The organism is Streptomyces sp. AM8-1-1 (genome assembly GCF_032229325.1).
GTDB lineage: Bacteria > Actinomycetota > Actinomycetes > Streptomycetales > Streptomycetaceae > Streptomyces > Streptomyces achmelvichensis.
Map to the genome: position 1 here is coordinate 6,633,163 of NZ_CP135086.1, position 22,314 is coordinate 6,655,476.

Consider the following 22,314-nt stretch of genomic DNA (forward strand, 5'->3'; position numbering starts at 1 on the left):
AAGCATCCTGCGCACGGGGAGGGACGGCCATACCCGGGACGCGGCCGACCGCACCTGAAAGCGGTCGATCGCCTGGAGTCTTCCGCTGCCGTGCCCGTCAGAGCAGGCCGGCCGCGGTCACCCGGTGGAGATGGATCAGCACATCGTACGAGCTGACCAGCCGTACCTGCTCCGGATCCGCGGGCCAGGCGTTGCCGATGTTCCGGGTCGGGCGGGCGACGCCCAGCCAGGTCCGTGCCGCGGCCGGTGCGCTGCGCAGGTCGAGGTAGTAGTCCTTCCCCCACACCCGTTCCAGAACGGCCTCGTTGCTGCCCGGAGCCGGCGGTCCCACCGAGAACGTCCGCATCGGCTCGGCGGGATCCGTGACGTCCAGCGCGTTGAACGACCCCTGCCCGAAGGTGAATCCGGCGCTGACGTAGTCCGCTCCCACCATGTCCCGCAGGAACGCGCCCTGAAGCTTCGGGTACTGCGCAGGGTTGCTCGTCTCGTAGCCGACATGGCCGTTGTGCGCGGAGAGCACGATCCGGTGCCCGGTCCGGCGCTGCCACCACACGGTGTTCTCGGCCATCGTCCGGTCGCGGTAGAGCATGGCGTCCGCGATCTCCTTCTCGTCGAAGAAGTCGAACGTGTACTGGGTGCCGGTCTGCGCGATCGCCCGGGCGTGCTGAAGCATCCAGGCGTGCTGCTCCCGGTCCGGCCCCGGCTTCTGCCGCTCCAGGAGCGTCAGCGCCCGGCCCACGTCCGCGGCCATCGCCCTCCGCTCGGCGACGGGCCGGTGCAGATACGCCGTCATCGTCTCGTCCACCGAGTCCGTCGGCCGCGACGCCCGGTACAGGCGGCTGATCTCCGGCAGCAGCGCCGGGTACCGCTTCGCGACCCAGCCCGTGACGGTGTCGAAGAGTTCCGGCCCCGAGTAGGCGGTGTCGTTGCCCATGAACTGCACGGGCCGCTGCGGATGCCGCACGTTGTACTGGCGCATCCACCGGATCAGGTCCAGGTACTCGCGGGTGTTCCACAGGGCGTAGGAGTTCTGGAACTCCTCCCGCATGATGCGCCGCGGGTCGCCCTTGCCGTGCAGCACATACGCGTTGAGCCGCAGCCCGGTGCTCCAGGGAGCCTCCAGGGCGAAGGTCGTGAAGCCCTTGCGCTCGACGAGGTCCCGGAAGACGCGGTGCTTGGTGGTGAAGAACTCCGCGGAGTTGTGGGTGGCCTCGCCGACGCCCACGATCGTCGCGGTGCCGATCATGCGCTCCAGCGGCCGCAGATCGGACAGCGGCCGGGCCGCCCGGGCCAGCGCGGGCACGGGGTCCTGGGCGGCGGGCGAGGAGCCGGGGGGAGAGGTGGAGGGCTGTGCGCGTGCGGGCCCGGCGACGAGGAGTGAGCCGAGGGCGAGCACGAGCACCAGCACCTGCTGTAACCGGTGTCGGGTGATGGCGTTCATGGATCAAGCCTGTCGGCGCATCGCGGGCCCGGACCACCCTGTGGGCACCCGTGTCGACGGTGGGGCCGGCCCCCGTACTGCCGGACCGGCCCGCCACCGCACGGAGATCCCGCGGCCGTCTCCCGACTGCCGTGCTCAGTACCGCAGATACTTCTTGCGGACCGCCCGGAACGCCGCCAGCTCACCGCGCCAGGCGCCCACCACCTCGTCCGTCCCGGCCCCCGCGTCGATCAGCGTACGGACCTTGGTCGAGCCCGTGAGCTTGTCGATCCAGTTGTCGGGACGCCAGGCGAAGCCGCTCCAGCTCCGCTTCGCCGTCACCAGCAGACCGATGCCGGTGCGCACGGGGTCGAAAGACTCCCGGTCGTGGACGTGCAGTTGGACCCCGCCGATCGTCTTCCCCTGGAACTTGGAGAACGTCGGCGCGAAGTACGCCTCACGGAACCGCACACCGGGCAGGTCCAGGCCGTTCGCCGCCTCGGCCCAGCCGCGTCCGATCCCCTCGGCGCCCAGCAGCTCGAACGGACGGGTCGTGCCGCGTCCCTCCGACAGGTTCGTGCCCTCGAAGAGGCAGGTGCCCGAGTACACCAGCGCGGTCTCGGGAGTCGGCATGTTGGGGCTCGGCGGCACCCACGGCAGCCCCGTCTCGTCGAAGAAGTCGGCGCGGTCCCAGCCGGACATCCGGACGATCCGCAGATCCACCGGCGTCTGCAGGAACTCGCCGTTGAACAGCAGCGCGAGCTCGGCCACCGTCATGCCGTGCGCCTGGGAGATCGGTTCGCGCCCGACGAAGGTCGCGAACGCCTTGTCCAGGACGGGACCGAGCGCGGCCCGTCCCGTCACCGGGTTGGGCCGGTCCAGGACGACGAAGCGCTTGCCGGCGAGCGCGGCCGACTGCATGCAGTCGAACAGCGTCCAGATGTAGGTGTAGAAGCGCGCTCCCGCGTCCTGGATGTCGAAGACGATCGTCTCCACGCCCGAGGTGGTGAAGATGTCGGCCAGCGGCTGCCCGCTCTTGAGGTAGGTGTCGTAGACGGGCAGCCCGGTCGCCGGGTCGTCGTAGCGCCCCTCGGAGCCGCCCGCCTGGGCCGTTCCGCGGAAGCCGTGCTCGGGGCCGAAGACGGCGGTCAGGTCCACCCGGTCGTCCGCGTGCATCACATCGACGATGTGCCGTACGTCCGGGGTGATGCCGGTCGGATTGGTGACCACGCCGACCTGCTGCCCGGAGAGCATCGCGTAACCGTCGGCGGCGAGCCGGTCGAAGCCGGTGCGGACCCGGCGCCGGGTCGAGCGGGCGGCGGCGGGAGCCGCACTCGCCGCCGGTCCGGTCGCGGCCAGCGCGCCGGCCGCTCCTGTCGCGGCCAGCAGTCCCCGTCTGGACAGGCTCATCGGGCCACCTCCGTGATCGCTGTCTGTCATGGCCACGCACGCTAGCGCGCGCCGGGGGCGCTTGGAACGACCCGTGCACCGCGCTTCGTGCTCCCTTCCCCTGCGCCTGCCTCTTTCGTGTGACATACCGACCGGTTAGTCTGCCGTGACGGACCGGAGCGTGGAGAGGCGGATTTCGATGAGTTCGGTGCAGGGCGCTGGAGTGGTGGTCACGGGCGCGGGCGGCGGTATCGGTGCCGCGCTGGCCCGCAGGTTCGCGGCCGAGGGCGCTCGCGTCGTCGTCAACGACATCGACGCGGTCAAGGCCAAGGCGGTCGCCGAGGAGATCGGTGCCACCGCCGTGCCGGGCGACGCGTCCGCGATCGTGGAAGCCGCCCGCGACGCGCTCGACGGCACGGTGGACGTCTACTGCGCCAACGCCGGACTCGCCTCGCCCGGTGACGCGTTCGCGGAGGAGGCCGTCTGGGCCGCCGCCTGGGACGTGAACGTCATGGCGCACGTCCGCGCGGTCCGCACCCTGCTGCCCGACTGGCTGGAGCGCGGCACCGGCCGCTTCGTCTCCACCGTCTCCGCGGCGGGGCTGCTGACCATGGTGGGCGCGGCGCCCTACAGCGTCTCCAAGCACGGCGCGTACGCCTTCGCCGAGTGGCTCTCGCTCACCTACCGCCATCGCGGACTGAAGGTGCACGCCATCTGCCCGCAGGGCGTACGGACGGACATGCTCACGGCGGCCGGATCGGCGGGTGAACTGGTGCTGGCCCCCAGCGCCATCGAACCCGAGGACGTCGCCGACGCGCTCTTCGACGGCATCGACAGCGACCGCTTCCTGATCCTGCCGCACCCGGAGGTCGCCGAGTTCTACCAGGCCCGCGCCGCGACGCCCGAACGCTGGCTCGGCGGGATGAACCACATCCAGCGGAAGTGGGAAGAGGCGGGCCGGTGACCTCTGTCTACGCCGCCAAGCCGTGGCTGGGCAGGCTCACCGAGTCCCAGCGCGCGAGCGTCAGCCCGCCGGCGACCGTGGTGCACTCCTTCCGCGCCGCCGTCGAGCGGGCCCCCGAACACACCGCCCTCGCCTACTTCGACGGGCGGATCAGCTACCGCGAGACCGACGAGCTCTCGGACTCGGTGGCCGGTCATCTCGCCGCGCGCGGCGTCGGCCGGGGCGACCGCGTGGCGATCATGCTCCAGAACAGCCCGCAGTTCGTGATCGGACTGCTCGGCGCCTGGAAGGCGGGAGCCACCGTCGTCCCGCTCAACCCGATGTACAAGGCGGCCGAGGTCGGTCATGTCCTGAAGGACGCCGAGGTCCGCGCCCTGATCTGTGCGGACCGCGGCTGGGAGTCGTATCTGCGCGAGAGCGCCGCCGCCGCGTCCGTGGACGTCGTGCTCACCACAAGCGAACTGGATCTCCAGACCCGCGACGACGAGCGGGTGCTCGGCTTCGCGCGGCTGGAGCGGCCGTCGGACACCGACGACCTCCTGGACGTGGCCCGGCAGGGCCTCGCGGCTCCCGAAGGCCGTGAACTCACCGCCGACGACACCGCGTTGATCAGTTACACCTCCGGCACCAGCGGCACCCCCAAGGGCGCCATGAACCTGCACCGGGGCATCACGTACAACGCCGAGCGCCAGCGCACCGGCCACCCTGTGCCCGAGGGCTCCTGCTACTTCGCCCTCGCGCCGCTGTTCCACATCACCGGCATGGTCTGCGAACTGGCCGCCTGCATCGCCAACGCGGGCACTCTGGTCCTCGCCTACCGCTTCGAGGCCGGTGTCGTGCTCGACGCCTTCGCCGAGCACCGGCCCGCGTACACCGTCGGACCCTCCACCGCCTTCATGGCGCTGGGCGCCCACCCCTCGGCGACCCGGGAGCACTTCGCGTCCTTCCAGGTGATCTCGTCCGGCGGCGCGCCGGTGCCGCCCGCGCTGGTGGAGAAGTTCCGTGCCGGCTTCGGCCCCTACATTCGCAACGGCTACGGCCTCACGGAGTGCACCGCTCCCTGTGCCTCGGTGCCGCCGGAGCTGGAGGCACCCGTCGATCCTGCGTCCGGCACCCTGTCCGTCGGCGTGCCGGGACCGGACACCGTCGTCCGCATCCTCGACGACACGGGCGAGGAGGTGCCCTTCGGCGAGCAGGGCGAGATCGCTGTCAGCGGGCCCCAGGTGGTGCCCGGCTACTGGCGGCTGCCGGAGGCGACCGCGGAGGCGTTCCCCGACGGCGAACTGCGCACCGGGGACATCGGCTTCATGGACGAGGACGGCTGGCTGTACGTCGTCGACCGCAAGAAGGACATGATCAACGCGTCCGGCTTCAAGGTCTGGCCGCGCGAGGTCGAGGACGTGCTGTACACCCACCCGGCGGTGCGGGAGGCAGCGGTCGTCGGCATCCCCGACGAGTACCGGGGAGAAACGGTGAAGGCCTACGTCAGCCTGCGTCCGGGCGTCACCGTGGAGGGGGCGGAGATATCCGCCTACTGCGCCGAGCGGCTCGCCGCGTACAAATATCCACGCGAAGTGGAGATCCTGCCGGAGCTCCCGAAGACGACAAGTGGGAAGATCCTCCGGCGGGAGCTGCGTTTCCCCGGGTAAGTTACTGCTTGGTACTTGATCGAGAGGCGGGTGGCACCACATGGCCAGGACGACGGACGGGGACGACACCCCCGTACCGCAGCGGCTTCTGGCTGCCGCCACCCGTCTCTTCGCCGAGCGGGGCTACGACCGCACCTCGGTGCAGGAGATCGTCGAGGCGGCCGGCGTCACCAAGGGCGCGCTGTACCACTACTTCGGCTCCAAGGAGGACCTCCTCCAGGAGATCTACGCCCGCATGCTGCGCATCCAGCAGGAGCGCCTCGACGCCTACGCGGACGCGGACGAGCCGGTGGAGAAGCGGCTGCGGGGCGCGGCGGCGGACGTGGTCGTCACGACCATCGACAACCTCGACGACGCCGACATCTTCTTCCGCTCGATGCACCATCTGAGCCCGGAGAAGCACAAGCAGGTGCGCGCGGAGCGCCGCCGCTACCACGAGCGGTTCCGGGCGCTGGTGGAGGAGGGGCAGCGCAGCGGTGTCTTCTCCTCAGCGACCCCGGCGGACCTGGTCGTGGACTACCACTTCGGCTCGGTCCACCACCTGTCGACGTGGTACCGCCCGGACGGCCCCCTGAGCCCGCACGAACTGGCGGACCACCTCGCGGACCTGCTGCTGCGGGCCCTGCGCCCGTAGCAGTCCCCGCGGGCAGTCCGCCGCGCTGCCTCTGCGTCATCACCGCGTCGTATCCGGACCGGAGCGATCGGCGACGGCGAACGCGGGTTCCGGGGCCGAAGCCCCGGAACCCGCGAGCCGCCTACAGGTACTTCTTCAGCTCACGCCGCGCCAGCGACCGCTGGTGCACCTCGTCCGGACCGTCCGCGAGCTTCAGCGTCCGTGCGCCCGCCCACAGTTCGGCCAGCGGGAAGTCCTGGCTCACGCCGCCCGCTCCGTGCACCTGCACCGCCTTGTCGAGGATGTCCACCACCGCGCGAGGCGTCGCGATCTTGATCGCCTGGATCTCCGTGTGCGCTCCGCGGTTGCCGACCGTGTCCATCAGCCACGCGGTCTTCAGGACGAGCAGCCGCAGCTGTTCGACCGTCACCCGCGCGTCGGCGATCCAGTTCTGCACCACCCCCTGCTGCGCGATCGCCTTGCCGAAGGCCGTACGGGACACCGCACGCCGGCACATCAGCTCGATCGCCCGCTCGGCCATGCCGATCAGCCGCATGCAGTGGTGGATACGGCCCGGGCCGAGCCGTGCCTGGGCGATCGCGAAGCCGCCGCCCTCCTCGCCGATGAGGTTCGTGGCGGGGACGCGGACGTCGTCGAAGACGACCTCGGCATGGCCGCCGTGCGAGTGGTCCTCGTAGCCGTACACCTGCATGGCCCGGCGGATCTCCAGGCCTGGGGTGTCCCGCGGCACCAGGATCATCGACTGCTGGCGGCGGATGTCGTCGCCGTCCGGGTCGGTCTTGCCCATCACGATGAAGATCTTGCAGTCGGGGTTCATCGCCCCGGAGATGTACCACTTGCGGCCGTTCACGACATAGTCGTCGCCGTCCCGGTCTATCCGCGTCTGGATGTTCGTCGCGTCCGACGAGGCGACCTCGGGCTCCGTCATCGCGAACGCCGAGCGGATCTCACCGGCGAGCAGCGGGTCGAGCCACTGCTTCTTCTGCTGCTCGTTGCCGAACTGCGCGAGCACTTCCATGTTCCCGGTGTCGGGCGCGGCACAGTTCAGCGCGGTCGGGCCCAGATGCGGACTGCGGCCGGTGATCTCGGCGAGCGGGGCGTACTGGAGATTCGTCAGCCCGGCGCCGTGCTCGGCGTCCGGCAGGAAGAGATTCCACAGACCCTGCCTGCGGGCCTCGGCCTTCAGCTCCTCCACGATCACCGGGGTGTCCCAGGGCGACGCCAGCTGGGCGCGCTGCTCGTGCGCGACCGCCTCGGCCGGGTACACGTGCTCGTCCATGAAGGCGAGCAGCTGGGCCCGCAACTCCTCGGTGCGCGCGTCGAATGCGAAATCCATGGATGTACTCAGCCTTCCTGGAGGGTGGTGAGGCCGTGCTCGATGAAGACGGGAACGAGATCGCCGATCCGGTCGAAGCCGTCGCCGACGGTCTGCCCGAGGGTGTAGCGGTAGTGGATGCCCTCGAGGATCACGGCGAGCTTGAACCAGGCGAACGCCGTGTACCAGGAGATGGCGGAGGTGTCGCGCCCGGACCGGGTGGCGTACCGCTCGATCAGCTCGGACGTCGACGGGTGGCCGGCCGCGGACGCGGTGGTGCTGATGGGAGCGTTCGCCACCTCGAGCTCGGCGCTGTACATGGCCAGCAGTCCGAGGTCGGTCAGCGGGTCGCCGAGGGTGGACATCTCCCAGTCCAGCACTGCCTTGATCCTGTCGTCCGTGCCGACGAGGACGTTGTCGAGGCGGTAGTCGCCGTGGATCACGGTGGGGGCGGGGGAGGCCGGCAGGGAGCGGCCGAGCGAGGCGTGCAGCTCGTCGATCCCGGCGAGGTCACGGTTGCGGGAGGCGTCGAGCTGCTTGCCCCAGCGCCGCAGCTGCCGGTCGAGGAAGCCCTCGGGGCGGCCGAAGTCGCCGAGGCCCACCGACTCCGGGTCCACGGCGTGCAGTTCGACGAGGGTGTCGAGCAGTCCGAGCACCGCGTTCCGGGTGCGCTCGGGCCCGATGGGGGCGAGCTGCTCGGCGGTGCGATAGGGCGTGCCCTCCACGAACTCCATGACGTAGAACGGCGCCCCGAGCACCGAGTCGTCCTCGCACAGCAGCACCGGCTCGGGCACCGGCACCGCGGTCGGGTGCAGTGCGCTGATCACCCGGTGCTCGCGCTTCATGTCGTGCGCCGTGGCCAGCACGTGCCCGAGCGGGGGCCGGCGCACCACCCACTGGCCGGTGCCGTCGGTGACCGAGTACGTGAGGTTGGAGCGGCCGCCCTGGATCAGCCGTGCGCTGAGCGGTCCGTTCACCAGGCCCGGCCGCTCACGGTCGAGACAACCGCGCAGCTTCTCGGGATCAAGGCCTGGGGGGACTGAGCTCATCGGGGGCACCTCCGGGGCACGGAACGGTCGCTGGTACGGGTCGCTCTTATGATGACCGACCAGTCGGTATGTCGTCCAGTGCGAGGGCGGACCGGGGCCGAGATCACACCCCTGGGGGAGCGTGGCGACGGCCGCGGCCCGAGGAATCGCGGGGCCCGGGGGCTCTTGGGCGTGCGAAATCCCCGGGGCCCGGCAGGTGTGCCGGCCGGGCCCCGGGGATTCGCTTCCTGCTGTGGTGGTTCCTGAAGTCGTACGAACGGCAGACCCTAGTGGTCGTCCCAGTGCCCGTCGTGCGCCGCGTGCCGGTGTCCGTCGTGGACGTAGTCGACATGGTCGCCGTGCTCGACGGCCGGATGTCCGCAGGCGGGACCGTGGTCGTGCGCGTGACCGCTGTGCGCGGTGTGCTCACCCGGCTCGCACTCGTCCCAGTGGCCGGAGTGCTCGCGGTGGAGGTGCCCGTCGTGCGCGTAGTCGACGTGATCGCCGTGCGGGACCTCGGTGTGGCCGCAGGCCGGGCCGTGCATGTGCTCGTGCGCGGAGTGTTCCGTGTGGACGGTCATGACCCATACCTTTTGGTGGTTTTATGGCGTTCTGTCATACCCAGGCTAGTCGTCGGAGCCCTGCCCGGGAGGGGTGGACGCGCGGCGCCACGCCGGGCCCACGCTTGCGCCGGTGCCGGGGAGCGCCGAGGGTCGGATCATGAAGGCGATCAGTTACAGCAGCTTCGGCGGCCCCGATGTCCTGGAGTACACGGAGCGCCCCGAGCCGAAGGTGGGACCGGACTCGGTCCTCGTGAAGGTGCGCGCCGCCGCGGTCAACCCCGTCGACCGGCACGCCCGCGAGGGACACCTCGACAGCCTCCTCGACACCGTCTTCCCGGTGGTGCCCGGCTGGGACGTCGCGGGGGTCGTGGTCCAACCCGGCTTCGCCGTCACCGAGTTCGCCGTCGGTGACGAGGTCATGGGGTACGTACGCGAGGACTTCCTCTCCCGCGGCACCTTCGCCGAGTACGTCGCCGCTCCCGTCCGCACCCTGGCCCGCAAGCCGCTGCGGCTGAGCTTCGAGGAGGCCGCCGGACTGCCGCTCGCCGGTCTCACCGCCTACCAGGTGCTCCACAAGGCGCTGAAGATCGGCAGCTCGGACACCGTTCTGATCCATGCGGCGGCGGGTGGGGTGGGCTCCATCGCGGTACAGCTCGCGAAGCACGCGGGCGCGCGCGTCATCGGCACGGCGAGCGAGCGCAACCACGACCACCTCAGGGAACTCGGCGCGGAACCGGTGGCGTACGGCGAGGGCCTGGCGGACCGGGTGCGGGCACTCGCACCCGACGGCGTCGAGGCGGTCTTCGACACCATCGGCGGCGACGCGCTCAAGGCCTCGGTCCAGGTCCTCGCGCCCGAAGGGCGGCTCGCCTCCATCGCGGACGCCGAGGTGCTCGCACTCGGCGGCCGCTACTGCTGGGTGCGGCCGGACGCGGCGGACCTCGCGGCCCTCGGAGAACTCGCCCAGCAGGGGGCGGTGAGCGTCCATGTGGACCGGACCTTCCCTCTGGAGCAGGCGGCGCAGGCCCATGTCCTCAGCGCGGAGGGCCACACCCGCGGCAAGATCGTCGTGACCGTCGACTGGGACGCCTGACGCTCGGAGCGCGGTCGCGGAGGCGCGGCAGGACTCGACGCGCGTCCGGTTCGGAGCACCGCCCGCTGACAGGTGGCGGCTCATTGCGTGCGGCCGGCGCACGGCGCACCACCACGGCCGGACGACGCGCGGCCCGGTTCGGAGCACCGCGCGTCGGCGGGCCGCGGCCCGCTCACACCGCGGCCGGACTCAACGCGGGATCCCGCTCAGATCACCACCGCCACGGCGAACGCGGCCAGGGCGACCGTGCACGCCACGGCGCCCAGCGCCCCCCGCGCCGACAGCACCGCGGGCCGGTGCGCGGCCCCCAGTACGCGCAGCCGGGCATGGGCCAGCCGCAGAAACACCAGCCACACCAGCACGCTCAGCGCCACCGCGATCAGTCCTGCCGGGCCCGGGTCACCACCGGCCGCCTGCCGTGCCGCGAGGACCGCCGCCACCGTGAACGACAGCGTGGTCCGGCGCCACGCCAGCCGGGTCCGCTCGGGCTGCAACCCCGGATCGCGCTCCGGCACGGCGGTCAACTGCCGCCCTCCCAGCCGAGAAGCACCACGACGATCATGGCGACGGCGACGACCGCGATCACCAGGCTCAGCAGCGCCGGGAAGCGGGACACGGGAAGGTCCTCACCCCGCCGCATGGCGCGCTCGCAGCGCACCCAGTGGTTGACGGCCCGCAGCGCGCACAGCACCCCGGCGACCAGCAGCCCGATCGCCATGCCCGCCCGTACGCCCCACCGCAGATCGGGCAGGAACTGATCGACCGCGAATCCGCCGCCGATGAGCGCGAGAGCCGTACGGAGCCAGGCGAGGAAGGTCCGCTCGTTGGCGAGCGAGAACCGGTAGTCGGGGGTCTCGCCCTCCTCACGCGCCCGCTGAGGCGCAAACCACAGCCGTACACTCCGCACGAAATCGTCCACGTCCGGCACCTTACCCACGGGTTCGCACCGCCCTCGGTCCCGCCTGCCCGCGGCCGGGCCGCGTCGCGCCCCGCCGGCGGGCGCTGTCACCGCGACGAGTGCCGTCAGGCCCCGCGGTGCGCCCGCAGCCGTTCGTACGCCGCCAGGCCGTCCGGCACCCACGTCCATTCGTCCAGGCGCCGCTCCAGCTCCGCCTCCGGCAGGAAGGCGTGCCACGCGACCTCCTCCTGCTGGGGGTTCACCGGCAGTTCGCAGCGCACCTCGTACACGGCCGACCACCAGGTGCGGGGGCCGTCCTCGTACAGGAAGCGGAAGAGCGGCGTCGGGCGGGGGAGGCCGGAGACGCCCAGTTCCTCCTCCGCCTCCCGCAGCGCCGCGTCGTCGTATGCCTCGCCGGCGCCGACCACTCCGCCCACGAACATGTCGTACAGCGAGGGGAAGACCAGTTTCGTCGGCGTCCTTCGGTGCACGAAGACCCGGCCCTGTGCGTCTCTCGCCTGGATGAACACACAGCGGTGCCGCAGGCCTCGCGCATAGGCGTCGCCGCGCCGGGCCTGCCCGACGACCCGGTCCGAGGCGTCGACGATGTCCAGGATTTCGTCCGCGGAACTCATCCGGCCATCCAACCACCGAGGCCGGGACGCCTCAGCTGTTGACTAGTTACTGGCCCGTACCGAAGATCGGACCACCGAACTCGCCCCGTACCGGCCGGACAAGGATGGAACCCATGGCGTACGACGCTGATGTGATCGTGATCGGGGCGGGGCTCGCCGGTCTGGTGGCCACCGCCGAACTCGTCGACGCCGGACGCAAGGTGATCCTCCTCGACCAGGAGCCGGAGCAGTCCATCGGCGGTCAGGCGCACTGGTCCTTCGGCGGGCTGTTCTTCGTCGACTCGCCCGAGCAGCGCCGGATGCGGATCAGGGACAGCCGGGAACTGGCCCTCCAGGACTGGCTGGGCACCGCCGGCTTCGACCGCGAGGACGACGACCGGTGGCCGCGCCGGTGGGCCGAGGCGTACGTCGACTTCGCGGCCGGCGAGAAGCGGTCCTGGCTGCACGCACAGGGCATGCGCTTCTTCCCGGTGGTCGGCTGGGCGGAACGCGGCGGCTACGACGCCACCGGGCACGGCAATTCGGTGCCCCGCTTCCACATCACCTGGGGGACCGGCCCGGGCGTCGTCGCCCCCTTCGAACGGCGGGTCAGGGAAGGCGTCGCACGCGGCCTCGTGCAGCTGAGGTTCCGCCACCGCGTCACCGGCCTGACCGGCAGTGACGGCACTCTCGACACCGTCAGCGGCGAAGTGCTGGAGCCGTCCGGCGCCGACCGCGGCACCGCGAGCAGCCGCGAGGTCGCCGGCGCCTTCGAGTTCCGCGCGCAGGCGGTGATCGTCACCTCGGGCGGCATCGGCGGCAACCACGACCTCGTGCGCGCCCAGTGGCCGGACCGCCTCGGCACCCCGCCCGAGAAGATGCTCTCCGGTGTGCCCGCGCACGTCGACGGGCTGATGCTCGGTATCGCGGAGCGCGCGGGCGCGAGCCACATCAACCGCGACCGCATGTGGCACTACACCGAAGGCATCGAGAACTGGAACCCCATCTGGGCCAGGCACGGCATCCGCATCCTGCCCGGCCCCTCGTCCCTCTGGCTCGACGCGCGCGGCAAGCGGCTGCCCGTCCCGCTCTTCCCCGGCTTCGACACCCTCGGCACGCTCGAACACATCATGCACTCGGGGTACGACTACACCTGGTTCGTGCTCGACCAGAAGATCATCGGCAAGGAGTTCGCGCTCTCGGGGTCCGAGCAGAACCCCGATCTGACCGGGAAGTCGGTACGGGACGTGATCGGCCGGGCCCGCGCCGACGTCCCGGGCCCGGTGAAGGCGTTCATGGACAACGGCGTCGACTTCGTCGTCGAGAACGACCTCACCTCCCTCGTCCGCGGCATGAACGCCCTCACCAAGGAGCCGCTGATCGACGAGGCCGAGCTGCGCCGCGAGATCACCGCCAGGGACCGCGAGATAAGAAACCCCTTCACCAAGGACCTCCAGGTCACGGCCATCCGCGGCGCCCGCAAGTACCTCGGCGACAAGCTCATCCGGACGGCGACCCCGCACCGCATCCTCGACCCGAAGGCCGGCCCGCTGATCGCCGTCCGGCTGAACATCCTCACCCGCAAGTCGCTCGGCGGCCTGGAGACGGATCTGTCCTCGCGGGTCCTGGCCCCCGGCGGCGAACCGCTGGCCGGGCTGTACGCGGCGGGCGAGGCGGCAGGCTTCGGCGGCGGCGGTGTGCACGGCTACCGCTCACTGGAGGGCACCTTCCTCGGCGGCTGCATCTTCTCCGGCCGGGCGGCCGGGCGGGCCGCGGCGAAGGCGGTCGGCTGAAACGCCGGGGACGCCGTCTCCGGTCGTACGCGGCGGGCGGGCCCGCGCCCTCCGCTGTCCGCCCGCGTATGACGAAACCCTGACGGATCCGGGTTTCCCTGGCTTCCGCGCTCCCCAAGTGCTCGAATCGAAGGGTGACCGACAAACACTCCGACACCGAGGGCGTCCCCGTCGGGCGCCGTCTGGTGCTCGGCATGCTCGGGCTCGGTGCCGTCGGGGTCGCCACCGCGCCGTATCTCCAGCGCGGCCTCGAATCCTTCCTGGGCGCGGCCTCCGACAACGACCCCACCGGGCTCACGGGCCTGCTCCCCAACGGCGGGGGCTTCCGCTACTACTCGGTCGCCTCCTCCGTACCGCACAAGGACGAGCGGAACTACCGGCTGACGGTCGACGGGCTGGTCGACCGTCCGGCGACGTACACCCTCGACGCACTGCGCGGTCTGCCGCAGACCCGTGTGGTGCGCGACGTGCAGTGCGTCACCGGGTGGCGGGTTCCCGACACCGCCTTCTCCGGCGTCAAGCTCTCACTGCTGCTGGACGCGGCGGGCGTACGGCCGGAGGGCAAGGCGATCCGCTTCACCTGCTTCGACGGCACGTACAGCGAGAGCCTCACGCTTCCGCAGGCCCGCCGGGACGACGTCCTGGTGGCCCTGCGGATGCAGGACAAGCCGGTCAGCCACTCCCACGGCGGCCCGGTGCGGCTCTATGTGGCGCCGATGTACTTCTACAAGTCGGCGAAATGGCTTTCCGGGATCTCGGTCACCTCCGACGTCCGGCCCGGCTACTGGGAGGAGCGGGGCTATGACGTCGACGCCTGGGTCGGCCGGTCCAACGGCCGCACCGACACACCCACCGTCTGAACGGCCCGCGATCGTACGGCGGTTCAGCCGCGCCGAGCGCTGGGTGCACCGCACCACCGCCGCACTGATGCTGCTGTGCGTGGCGACGGCGGCCTGCCTCTACGTCCCGCAGCTGGCCGAACTCGTCGGCCGCCGCCATCTGGTGGTGACCGTCCACGAGTGGTCGGGCATCCTCATCCCGGTCCCGCTCCTGCTGGGCCTCGCCTCGAAGGCGCTCCGCAAGGACCTCGGCCGGCTCAACCGCTTCGGGCCGCACGACCGCACGTGGCTGCGGGCGGTGCGGCGCCGCGACGCGCGTCCCGGGTCGCGGCCGGCGGCGAAGTTCAACGCCGGGCAGAAGATCTACGCCGCCTGGATCGCGGGCGCGGTACTGATCATGGCCGGGACCGGCCTGATGATGTGGTTCACGCATCTCACGCCGCTGGTGTGGCGTACGAGCGCCACCTTTGTGCACGACTGGCTGGCACTCGCCATCGGGATCGTGCTGATCGGGCACATCGGCATGGCGTTCGCCGACCCGGAGGCACGCCGTGGCATGCGCACCGGGTCGGTCGAACGCCCGTGGGCCCGCCGGGAACACCCGCTGTGGGATCCGGACGACGACTGACCGCCGGCCCCTCGGGCGTCCCGCTGCTCGATCCCCGCTACAGAATCAGTGACAGCAGCAGGACGAAGCCGATGCCGACCACCGAGATGATGGTCTCCATCACCGACCAGGTCTTGATGGTCTGTCCCACGGTCATCCCGAAGTACTCCTTCACCAGCCAGAATCCGGCGTCGTTGACATGGCTGAAGAAGAGCGAGCCGGCGCCGATCGCCAGGACCAGCAGGGCCGATTCGGTCGTCGACATGTCGGCGGCGAGCGGTGCCACCAGTCCGGCGGCCGAGATCGTCGCGACCGTGGCCGAGCCGGTCGCCAGCCGGATCGCCACCGCGATCAGCCAGGCGAGCAGCAGGGTCGGGATCGCCCAGTCCTTGGAGTAGTCCAGGATCATCTGGCCCACACCGACGTCGATCAGCGTCTGCTTGAAACCGCCACCGGCGCCGACGATCAGCAGGATGCCCGCGATGGGGGCGAGCGACTTCTCGACCGTCGTCGAGATCCGCTCCTTGGTGAAGCCGGCCGCGCGGCCCAGGGTGAAGATGCCGACGATCACCGCGGCGAGCAGTGCGATCAGCGGCGAGCCGATGACGTCGGTGACCCGCTGGACAGCGTTGTCGGGATCGTCGACGACGATCTCCACCAGCGCCTTGACGAGCATCAGGACCACGGGCAGCAGCACGGTGGCCACCGTCGCGGCGAAGCCGGGACGCCGCTCCAGGTCCTCGGAGGGACGGGTCGGGATCATCTTCTCGGGCGCCGGGATGTCGACCCAACGGGCCGCGTACCGCGAGAAGACCGGACCCGCGATGATCACCGTCGGGATGGCGACGAGCACGCCGAGCGCGAGGGTGACGCCCAGATTGGCGCCGATCGCGTCGATGGCCACCAGGGGGCCGGGGTGCGGCGGAATCAGTCCGTGCATCACCGACAGACCGGCGAGCGCGGGAATGCCGATCCGCATCAGGGAGTAGTTGCCGCGCTTGGCGACGAGCAGGACGACCGGGATCAGCAGCACGATGCCGACCTCGAAGAACAGCGGCAGTCCGATCACCGAGGCGATCAGCACCATGGCCCAGGGCATCGCGCGCCCCTTGGCCTTGGCGAGGATCGTGTCGACGATCTCGTCCGCACCGCCCGAGTCGGCGAGCAGCTTGCCGAGGATCGCGCCGAGCGCGATGAGCACGCCGACCCCGGCGACCGTGGTGCCGAGGCCCGCGGTGAACGACAGGATCGTCTTTTCCAGCGGTGCGCCGGCGAACGCTCCGAGCGCCAGCGATCCGATGGTCAGGGCCAGGAACGCGTGCAGCTTGTACTTGGTGATGAGCAGGACGATGACGGCGATGCCCGCGAGAACGGCTATCCCGAGCTGGGCATTGCCTGCCGAGGTGATCGGTTCGACGGCGTCCGCTGCCAGCATCTCGACACTGAGACTGGTCACGGTGGGTCCTTACTGAAGGGAACGTCGGGGGACGGGGGTCGAGGAGACGGAAGGCGCGGCGCTCACACGTCGAACAGGCGCCGACTCATCGAGCAGGCGCTCACTCGCCGTGCCGCGCACAGGTGTTGAGCTCACGCGTCGTGCGCCATGCTCACGCGTCGTGCTCCTGCGCCATGTTCACGCGTCGAGCCGGCGCAGCGCGGCGACGGCCCGATCGGTGATCTCCTCGGGGCTGCCGGACACATCGACGGAGACGCCCGCCTCGTCGTCCTCCAGCGGCTGGAGCGTGGCGAACTGCGAATCGAGCAGCTTCGTGGGCATGAAGTGCCCCTTGCGCTCGGTCATCCGCCGTTCGATCAGCTCGCGGTCACCGGTGAGATGGAGGAAGACGGCGTCCGGGGCGACCGCGCGCAGACGGTCGCGGTAGGCGCGCTTGAGGGCGGAGCTGGACACGACTCCGCCCTTGCCCGCCCTGCTGAGCGCCCACTGACCGATCGCGTCGAGCCAGGGCCACCGGTCGGCGTCGTCCAGCGGTGTGCCGGCCGACATCTTGGCGATGTTGGCCGGGGGATGGAAGTCGTCGCCCTCGGCGTACGGAACGCCCAGAGCTTCGGCGACCAGCGGACCGATGGTGGTCTTTCCGGTCCCGGTCACTCCCATGACCACCACGACGTGGGGGGTGCTCATTGCCTGCCTCGCTGTCTTCGTCGACATCGGTCCGTCGCGCTACTGAAACCCATTAGGTACGACGTATTCAAGAGTGTGAGACATAAACGTCATACTTTTTCTTCCCGATCTCTGCCCCGTACGCTGAACCCATGACCACAGCGGGCCGGGGCCTCCACACACATGTTCTGGACACCCTCGGCCTCGCGATCACAGCGGGCGAGTACCCGCAGGGCAGCGTTTTGCGCACCGACGAGGTCGCTCAGCGCTTCGACGTCTCCCGTACGGTCGTCCGCGAAGTCGTCCGCGTCCTCGAATCCATGCACCTGGTGGAGTCCCGGCGCCGGGTCGGTGTGACCGTCCGCCCCACCGAGGAGTGGAACGTCTACGACCCGCAGGTCATCCGCTGGCGACTGGCCGGCGCCGACCGGCCGCGCCAGCTGCGCTCACTGACCGTGCTCCGCTCCGCCGTCGAGCCGGTCGCCGCTGGCCTCGCCGCCCGCCATGCCACGCCCGAGCAGTGTGCCGCCCTCACCGAGTGCGCGCTCGGCATGGTCGCCACCTCCCGGGGCCACCAGCTCGAGGGCTATCTGCGGCACGACATCGCCTTCCACCGGATCGTCCTCGAAGCGTCGGGCAACGAGATGTTCGCGCGCCTCGGCGATGTCGTCGCCGAGGTGCTCGCGGGGCGTACGCACCACCATGTGATGTTCGACGACCCCGATCCGGCGGCCGTGACCCTGCATGTGCAGGTTGCCGAGGCCGTTCGCGAAGGCGACGCGGCGCGCGCCGAGGAGATCACCCGGGAGATCGCGGTGGGCGCCCTGGCCGAACTGGACGTTCTCGCACCCTGAGGCCCCTCGGTAACCCGGGGTCATACGTCGAGTGATGATGACCTTGGTTTACCTTGCTGCAACCTCAGAAACACCTCAGATATATCGCTTCGTGAGATAGGCCACTGCCAAAATCCCAGGGTTGCCCTGATGATGTGCCGTCGGGCCCACGCCCAGGTGACGACCCCCCCCCACCGGCTACGGCCGGGACCGCACACCTTCCCCCTCACGAAGGCGAATCCCCTCCATGAGTGACCGCATCACCGCGGCCGAGAAGCCCGCCGCCGGGGTACCGGCGACGAGCACCCCCCACGTGGACGCCGGCGACGCCGGCTACAGCAAGGACCTGAAGTCCCGCCACATCAGCATGATCGCCATCGGCGGAGCGATAGGCACCGGTCTGTTCCTCGGAGCGGGCGGCAGAATGGCCGGAGCGGGCCCCTCGCTCGCCATCGCCTACGCGGTCTGCGGCGTCTTCGCCTTCTTCGTCGTGCGCGCGCTCGGTGAGCTCGTCCTCTACCGTCCCTCGTCCGGAGCCTTCGTCTCCTACGCCCGTGAGTTCATGGGCGAGAAGGGCGCCTACGCGGCCGGCTGGCTGTACTTCCTCAACTGGTCCACCACCGCCATCGCCGACATCACCGCGGCCGCGACCTACGCCCACTTCTGGGCCATGTTCAGCGACGTCCCGCAGTGGGTGCTCGCGCTGATAGCCCTCGCCGTCGTCCTCACCGCGAACCTCATCTCGGTGAAGTACTTCGGCGAGATGGAGTTCTGGTTCGCGATCATCAAGGTCGCCGCGCTCGTCGCCTTCATGCTCGTCGGCATCTACCTCGTGGTCACCCAGCACCCGGTCGACGGCCACACCCCCGGCTTCTCCACCATCGCCGACGGCGGCGGCATCTTCCCCGTGGGCATGCTGCCGATGCTGCTGGTGATCCAGGGCGTCGTCTTCGCCTACGCCTCCGTCGAGCTCTGTGGCGTCGCCGCCGGTGAGACCGAGAACCCCGAGAAGATCATGCCCAAGGCGATCAACTCGATCATGTGGCGTGTGGGCCTGTTCTACGTCGGCTCCGTCGTGCTCCTCGCTCTGCTGCTGCCGTACACCGCGTACTCCGGCGACGAGAGCCCCTTCGTCACCGTCATGGACAAGCTCGGCGTCCCGGGCGCGGCCGGCGTGATGAACCTCGTCGTCCTCACCGCCGCCCTCTCCAGCCTCAACTCCGGCCTGTACTCCACCGGCCGCATCCTGCGCTCCATGGCGCTCGCGGGCTCCGCGCCCCGCTTCACCGGCCGGATGAACAAGGGCCAGGTCCCCTACGGCGGCATCCTGCTGACCGCCGGCTTCGGCGTGCTCGGCGTCGGCCTCAACTACCTCATGCCCGGGCAGGCCTTCGAGATCGTCCTGAACTTCGCCTCGATCGGCATCCTCGGCACCTGGGGCATGATCATGCTCTGCTCGCTGCTGTTCTGGCACCGATCGCAGGACGGACGCGTCACCCGGCCGTCGTACCGGCTGCCCTGGGCCCCGTACACCCAGATCGTCACCCTGCTCTTCCTCGCCGGTGTGGCCTTCCTGATGTGGTGGGGCGGCGGCGTCGGCCGGACGACCGTCATGTTCCTGCCGCTGATCGCCGCGGCACTGGTCGGCGGCTGGTACGTCGTCCGCGGCCGGGTCAGGGACCTCGCGGCCGAGCGCCAGGACGCCTGAGCCGAACACGCACACGAGGGCCCCGCGGAAGATTTCCGCGGGGCCCCTCCTGCTCGTCGCCGAGCGCCGCCGTGACGGTCCATAGTGGGGGTCGACCGACGCGCGAAGAAGGGCAGGTTCTCGATGTCGCAGCAGGTGCAAGGTGTGATCGCACCCGGAAAGAACGAACCGGTGCGGGTGGAGACGATCGTCGTCCCGGACCCCGGTCCGGGCGAGGCCGTGGTGCAGGTGCAGGCGTGCGGGGTCTGCCACACCGATCTGCACTACAAGCAGGGCGGGATCAACGACGACTTCCCCTTCCTCCTCGGCCACGAGGCCGCGGGTGTCGTGGAGGCGGTCGGCCCGGACGTCACCGAGGTGTCGCCCGGTGACTTCGTCATCCTCAACTGGCGAGCCGTCTGCGGCCGCTGCCGCGCCTGTCGGCGCGGCCGTCCCTGGTACTGCTTCGACACCCACAACGCCCGCCAGAAGATGACCCTGACGGACGGCACCGAACTCTCCCCGGCCCTGGGTATCGGCGCGTTCGCCGAGAAGACCCTCGTCGCGGCAGGGCAGTGCACCAAGGTCGACCCGGCTGTCTCCGCGTCCGTCGCGGGTCTCCTCGGCTGCGGAGTGATGGCCGGCATCGGCGCCGCCGTCAACACCGGCAACGTGGGCCGCGGTGACACCGTCGCCGTCATCGGCTGCGGCGGTGTGGGCGACGCGGCGGTCGTCGGCGCACGGCTCGCGGGCGCGGCCCGGATCATCGCCGTCGACATCGACGACCGCAAGCTCGAGACGGCGAAGAAGATGGGCGCGACCCACACGGTCAACTCCGGCTCCGCCGACGCCGTCGAGGCGATCCGCGAACTCACCGGCGGCTTCGGCGCCGATGTCGTCATCGAGGCGGTCGGCCGCCCGGAGACCTACCAACAGGCCTTCTACGCCCGCGATCTGGCCGGCACGGTCGTCCTCGTCGGCGTCCCCACCCCGGACATGAAGCTGGAACTGCCGCTCCTCGACGTCTTCGGCCGCGGCGGCGCCCTCAAGTCCTCCTGGTACGGCGACTGTCTGCCGTCCCGGGACTTCCCGATGCTGATCGATCTGCACCAGCAGGGCCGCATCGACCTCGGGGCGTTCGTCACCGAGACCATCGGGCTCGGTGATGTCGAGAAGGCCTTCGCCCGGATGCACGAGGGCGACGTGCTGCGTTCGGTGGTGCGGCTCTGATGACCTCTTCGAACGTCAGGATCGACCACCTCGTCACCTCCGGCACCTTCTCCCTCGACGGCGGCACCTGGGACGTCGACAACAACGTGTGGATCGTGGGCGACGATTCCGAGGCCGTCGTCATCGACGCCGCGCACGACGCCGCGGCGATCGAGGCGGCCCTCGGCGGACGCACGCTCGTCGCCATCGTCTGCACCCACGCCCACAACGACCACATCGACGCGGCCCCCGCGCTCGCCGCGGCCACGGGCGCGCCGATCCTGCTGCACCCCGACGACCTCCCGCTGTGGAAGCAGACGCATCCCGACCGCGCCCCCGACGGCGAACTGGCCGACGGTCAGACGCTCACCGTCGCGGGAGTGGGACTGACCGTGCTGCACACCCCGGGCCACGCCCCCGGCGCGGTCTGTCTCCACGCCCCCGAGCTGTCCACGGTCTTCACCGGGGACACCCTCTTCCAGGGCGGCCCCGGCGCCACCGGCCGGTCCTTCTCGCACTTCCCGACCATCGTCGAGTCGATCAGGCAGCGGCTGCTGACCCTGCCGCCGGACACCGTGGTCCTCACCGGCCACGGCGACCCGACGACCGTCGGCGAGGAGTCGCCGCATCTGGAGGAGTGGATTCAGCGGGGCCACTGAGTCAGCCGCAGCCCGCTCTCGAAGCGGAGCGGCTCCCCGGTGACGGGGTCGGTGAACTCCAGCACCCGGGCGAGGAGCTGAAGCGGCTCGGCGTAGTCGTCCGGCCCCGGCTCCCGGACCACCGGGAAGAGCGGATCGTTCAGCAGCGGCAGCCCGAGCCGGTTCATATGGACCCGGAGCTGATGGGTGCGGCCGGTGGCCGGCAGCAGCCGGTACCGGCCGAGCCCTTCGCGGTGCTCCAGCAGCTCGATCCGGCTCTCGCTGTTCGGCTCGCCCGCCACCTCGCGGGCGGCCATCACCCCGTGGTCCTTCACGATCCGGCTGCGCACGGTGACCGGCAGGGTGACGGCCGGATCGTGGGCCGCCACCCCCTCGTACTCCTTGCGCACCCGCCGGTCTCGGAACATCGTCTGATACGCCCCACGGTCCCCGGGCCGCACGACGAACAGAGCGAGGCCCGCGGTCAGCCGGTCGAGCCGGTGGGCCGGCTGCAGCTGCGGCAGCCCGAGATCGCGCCGCAGCCGGGCGAGAGCGGTCTCGGTGACATGCCGGCCGCGCGGTGTGGTGGCGAGGAAGTGCGGCTTGTCGGCGACGACCAGACGCTCGTCGCGGTGCACGATCCCCACCTCGAACGGGACGCGCTCCTCGGGCGCGAAGTCCCGGTGGAACCAGAGATACCGCCCCGGGGCGTACGGCTCGTCCGCGGCGACCGGCCCGTCCGTGCCGACGATGCGGCCCTCCCGGAACAGCGCGTCGATCTTCTCGGTCCCGACGGCGCCCGCGTACCGCGCCGCGACATGATCGCGGACCGTCTTCCAGGCGCCGTCCGGGTCGGCGGGCAGCCGCAGGCGCACCGGGTCGATCCCGTCCCGCTGGGGCAGCGGCGACGGCGGGGCCTTGTGTCTGCGTCTCACCCGGTGACTGTAAGCGCAGCCCCCCGTCCCGGAACCGGCGCCCGGGGGAGCGCAGACAAAAAGATCCCCGCGGAGAACCGCGGG

General features: G+C 70.7%; 22 protein-coding genes. 11 read left to right on the forward strand and 11 right to left on the reverse strand.

The genetic code is table 11. The features are described 5' to 3' along the window. Positions 1 to 97: 97 nt before the first annotated feature. Together RPQ07_RS29580 and RPQ07_RS29585 are read right to left on the reverse strand one after the other, a co-directional pair. The gene (locus RPQ07_RS29580; protein ID WP_313947266.1) at positions 98 to 1,441 is read right to left on the reverse strand and encodes an erythromycin esterase family protein; all 1,344 of its coding nucleotides are present in this window, start codon (positions 1,439 to 1,441) and stop codon (positions 98 to 100) included. Between the two features lie 135 nt (positions 1,442 to 1,576). Next, positions 1,577 to 2,830 (reverse strand): DUF1343 domain-containing protein, encoded by a 1,254-nt coding sequence (locus tag RPQ07_RS29585; protein WP_313947267.1) that lies wholly within the window; start codon positions 2,828 to 2,830, stop codon positions 1,577 to 1,579. A gap of 178 nt (positions 2,831 to 3,008) precedes the next feature. Between RPQ07_RS29585 and RPQ07_RS29590 the strand changes: the two genes are divergently transcribed. From RPQ07_RS29590 to RPQ07_RS29600, 3 genes are read left to right on the forward strand one after another with little or no spacing between them, the layout of a single operon-like run. Beyond that, the gene (locus RPQ07_RS29590; RefSeq protein WP_313947268.1) at positions 3,009 to 3,773 is read left to right on the forward strand and encodes an SDR family oxidoreductase; all 765 of its coding nucleotides are present in this window, start codon (positions 3,009 to 3,011) and stop codon (positions 3,771 to 3,773) included. Further along, on the forward strand, positions 3,770 to 5,422 hold the full coding sequence (locus RPQ07_RS29595) for a class I adenylate-forming enzyme family protein (protein ID WP_313947269.1): 1,653 nt from the start codon (positions 3,770 to 3,772) through the stop codon (positions 5,420 to 5,422). Before RPQ07_RS29590 ends, RPQ07_RS29595 begins: the two co-directional genes overlap by 4 nt. Before the next feature lie 40 nt (positions 5,423 to 5,462). Further along, complete coding sequence (locus tag RPQ07_RS29600; protein WP_313947270.1) at positions 5,463 to 6,056, forward strand: TetR/AcrR family transcriptional regulator; 594 nt, start codon at positions 5,463 to 5,465, stop codon at positions 6,054 to 6,056. A 121-nt stretch (positions 6,057 to 6,177) separates the two neighbouring features. Here RPQ07_RS29600 and RPQ07_RS29605 read toward each other — a convergent pair whose 3' ends face one another. The 3 genes from RPQ07_RS29605 to RPQ07_RS29615 all read right to left on the reverse strand — a co-directional run bounded on the left by RPQ07_RS29605 (position 6,178) and on the right by RPQ07_RS29615 (position 8,980). Next, positions 6,178 to 7,392 carry an acyl-CoA dehydrogenase family protein gene (locus tag RPQ07_RS29605; protein WP_313947271.1) on the reverse strand — a complete coding sequence of 405 codons (1,215 nt, stop codon included), beginning with the start codon at positions 7,390 to 7,392 and terminating at the stop codon, positions 6,178 to 6,180. A gap of 8 nt (positions 7,393 to 7,400) precedes the next feature. Continuing rightward, positions 7,401 to 8,420: a phosphotransferase family protein gene (locus RPQ07_RS29610; protein WP_313947272.1), complete on the reverse strand. Its 1,020-nt coding sequence runs from the start codon at positions 8,418 to 8,420 to the stop codon at positions 7,401 to 7,403. A gap of 266 nt (positions 8,421 to 8,686) precedes the next feature. Then, positions 8,687 to 8,980 carry a hypothetical protein gene (locus RPQ07_RS29615; protein WP_313947273.1) on the reverse strand — a complete coding sequence of 98 codons (294 nt, stop codon included), beginning with the start codon at positions 8,978 to 8,980 and terminating at the stop codon, positions 8,687 to 8,689. A 139-nt stretch (positions 8,981 to 9,119) separates the two neighbouring features. Between RPQ07_RS29615 and RPQ07_RS29620 the strand changes: the two genes are divergently transcribed. Next, on the forward strand, positions 9,120 to 10,055 hold the full coding sequence (locus RPQ07_RS29620; protein ID WP_313947274.1) for an NADP-dependent oxidoreductase: 936 nt from the start codon (positions 9,120 to 9,122) through the stop codon (positions 10,053 to 10,055). Between the two features lie 206 nt (positions 10,056 to 10,261). On the opposite strand, the gene RPQ07_RS29625 is transcribed toward RPQ07_RS29620, so the two are convergent. From RPQ07_RS29625 to RPQ07_RS29635, 3 genes are all read right to left on the reverse strand, one after another. Then, positions 10,262 to 10,579 carry a DUF202 domain-containing protein gene (locus RPQ07_RS29625; protein WP_313947275.1) on the reverse strand — a complete coding sequence of 106 codons (318 nt, stop codon included), beginning with the start codon at positions 10,577 to 10,579 and terminating at the stop codon, positions 10,262 to 10,264. Beyond that, the gene (locus RPQ07_RS29630) at positions 10,576 to 10,974 is read right to left on the reverse strand and encodes a YidH family protein (protein ID WP_313947276.1); all 399 of its coding nucleotides are present in this window, start codon (positions 10,972 to 10,974) and stop codon (positions 10,576 to 10,578) included. Before RPQ07_RS29630 ends, RPQ07_RS29625 begins: the two co-directional genes overlap by 4 nt. 104 nt (positions 10,975 to 11,078) lie before the next feature. Beyond that, complete coding sequence (locus RPQ07_RS29635) at positions 11,079 to 11,588, reverse strand: NUDIX hydrolase (RefSeq protein WP_313947277.1); 510 nt, start codon at positions 11,586 to 11,588, stop codon at positions 11,079 to 11,081. A 113-nt stretch (positions 11,589 to 11,701) separates the two neighbouring features. Between RPQ07_RS29635 and RPQ07_RS29640 the strand changes: the two genes are divergently transcribed. The 3 genes from RPQ07_RS29640 (at position 11,702) to RPQ07_RS29650 (ending at position 14,827) form a co-directional block, all read left to right on the forward strand. Next, entirely contained in the window at positions 11,702 to 13,360 is a 1,659-nt protein-coding gene (locus tag RPQ07_RS29640) for an FAD-binding dehydrogenase (RefSeq protein ID WP_313947278.1), read from the forward strand. 194 nt (positions 13,361 to 13,554) lie between these two features. Next, complete coding sequence (locus RPQ07_RS29645) at positions 13,555 to 14,220, forward strand: molybdopterin-dependent oxidoreductase (RefSeq protein ID WP_313949075.1); 666 nt, start codon at positions 13,555 to 13,557, stop codon at positions 14,218 to 14,220. Continuing rightward, the gene (locus tag RPQ07_RS29650; protein ID WP_313947279.1) at positions 14,162 to 14,827 is read left to right on the forward strand and encodes a cytochrome b/b6 domain-containing protein; all 666 of its coding nucleotides are present in this window, start codon (positions 14,162 to 14,164) and stop codon (positions 14,825 to 14,827) included. Before RPQ07_RS29645 ends, RPQ07_RS29650 begins: the two co-directional genes overlap by 59 nt. Positions 14,828 to 14,864: 37 nt before the next feature. On the opposite strand, the gene RPQ07_RS29655 is transcribed toward RPQ07_RS29650, so the two are convergent. Both RPQ07_RS29655 and RPQ07_RS29660 read right to left on the reverse strand, forming a co-directional pair. Then, on the reverse strand, positions 14,865 to 16,262 hold the full coding sequence (locus tag RPQ07_RS29655) for a gluconate:H+ symporter (RefSeq protein ID WP_313947280.1): 1,398 nt from the start codon (positions 16,260 to 16,262) through the stop codon (positions 14,865 to 14,867). 177 nt (positions 16,263 to 16,439) lie between these two features. Next, positions 16,440 to 16,949 (reverse strand): gluconokinase, encoded by a 510-nt coding sequence (locus RPQ07_RS29660; protein WP_313947281.1) that lies wholly within the window; start codon positions 16,947 to 16,949, stop codon positions 16,440 to 16,442. 131 nt (positions 16,950 to 17,080) lie between these two features. On the opposite strand from RPQ07_RS29660, the gene RPQ07_RS29665 reads away from it, so the two are divergent. The 4 genes from RPQ07_RS29665 (at position 17,081) to RPQ07_RS29680 (ending at position 21,316) form a co-directional block, all read left to right on the forward strand. Further along, entirely contained in the window at positions 17,081 to 17,782 is a 702-nt protein-coding gene (locus tag RPQ07_RS29665; protein WP_313947282.1) for a FadR/GntR family transcriptional regulator, read from the forward strand. 226 nt (positions 17,783 to 18,008) lie between these two features. Continuing rightward, complete coding sequence (locus RPQ07_RS29670; protein ID WP_313947283.1) at positions 18,009 to 19,469, forward strand: amino acid permease; 1,461 nt, start codon at positions 18,009 to 18,011, stop codon at positions 19,467 to 19,469. Positions 19,470 to 19,592: 123 nt separating this feature from the next. Continuing rightward, the gene (locus RPQ07_RS29675) at positions 19,593 to 20,678 is read left to right on the forward strand and encodes an S-(hydroxymethyl)mycothiol dehydrogenase (protein ID WP_313947284.1); all 1,086 of its coding nucleotides are present in this window, start codon (positions 19,593 to 19,595) and stop codon (positions 20,676 to 20,678) included. Further along, entirely contained in the window at positions 20,678 to 21,316 is a 639-nt protein-coding gene (locus RPQ07_RS29680) for an MBL fold metallo-hydrolase (protein ID WP_313947285.1), read from the forward strand. Before RPQ07_RS29675 ends, RPQ07_RS29680 begins: the two co-directional genes overlap by 1 nt. Here RPQ07_RS29680 and RPQ07_RS29685 read toward each other — a convergent pair. Continuing rightward, complete coding sequence (locus tag RPQ07_RS29685) at positions 21,301 to 22,230, reverse strand: pseudouridine synthase (RefSeq protein ID WP_313947286.1); 930 nt, start codon at positions 22,228 to 22,230, stop codon at positions 21,301 to 21,303. The genes RPQ07_RS29680 and RPQ07_RS29685 overlap by 16 nt on opposite strands. Positions 22,231 to 22,314 lie beyond the last annotated feature (84 nt).

Coding starts and splice junctions, on each gene's coding strand:
- RPQ07_RS29645 (WP_313949075.1), top strand. CDS start 13,555: ATGCTCGGGCTCGGTGCCGTCGGGGTCGCCACCGCGCCGTATCTCCAG.
- RPQ07_RS29670 (WP_313947283.1), top strand. CDS start 18,009: ATGAGTGACCGCATCACCGCGGCCGAGAAGCCCGCCGCCGGGGTACCG.
- RPQ07_RS29600 (WP_313947270.1), top strand. CDS start 5,463: ATGGCCAGGACGACGGACGGGGACGACACCCCCGTACCGCAGCGGCTT.
- RPQ07_RS29620 (WP_313947274.1), top strand. CDS start 9,120: ATGAAGGCGATCAGTTACAGCAGCTTCGGCGGCCCCGATGTCCTGGAG.
- RPQ07_RS29640 (WP_313947278.1), top strand. CDS start 11,702: ATGGCGTACGACGCTGATGTGATCGTGATCGGGGCGGGGCTCGCCGGT.
- RPQ07_RS29590 (WP_313947268.1), top strand. CDS start 3,009: ATGAGTTCGGTGCAGGGCGCTGGAGTGGTGGTCACGGGCGCGGGCGGC.
- RPQ07_RS29610 (WP_313947272.1), bottom strand. CDS start 8,420: ATGAGCTCAGTCCCCCCAGGCCTTGATCCCGAGAAGCTGCGCGGTTGT.
- RPQ07_RS29680 (WP_313947285.1), top strand. CDS start 20,678: ATGACCTCTTCGAACGTCAGGATCGACCACCTCGTCACCTCCGGCACC.
- RPQ07_RS29585 (WP_313947267.1), bottom strand. CDS start 2,830: ATGAGCCTGTCCAGACGGGGACTGCTGGCCGCGACAGGAGCGGCCGGC.
- RPQ07_RS29665 (WP_313947282.1), top strand. CDS start 17,081: ATGACCACAGCGGGCCGGGGCCTCCACACACATGTTCTGGACACCCTC.
- RPQ07_RS29615 (WP_313947273.1), bottom strand. CDS start 8,980: ATGACCGTCCACACGGAACACTCCGCGCACGAGCACATGCACGGCCCG.
- RPQ07_RS29635 (WP_313947277.1), bottom strand. CDS start 11,588: ATGAGTTCCGCGGACGAAATCCTGGACATCGTCGACGCCTCGGACCGG.
- RPQ07_RS29605 (WP_313947271.1), bottom strand. CDS start 7,392: ATGGATTTCGCATTCGACGCGCGCACCGAGGAGTTGCGGGCCCAGCTG.
- RPQ07_RS29650 (WP_313947279.1), top strand. CDS start 14,162: ATGACGTCGACGCCTGGGTCGGCCGGTCCAACGGCCGCACCGACACAC.
- RPQ07_RS29675 (WP_313947284.1), top strand. CDS start 19,593: ATGTCGCAGCAGGTGCAAGGTGTGATCGCACCCGGAAAGAACGAACCG.
- RPQ07_RS29580 (WP_313947266.1), bottom strand. CDS start 1,441: ATGAACGCCATCACCCGACACCGGTTACAGCAGGTGCTGGTGCTCGTG.
- RPQ07_RS29660 (WP_313947281.1), bottom strand. CDS start 16,949: ATGAGCACCCCCCACGTCGTGGTGGTCATGGGAGTGACCGGGACCGGA.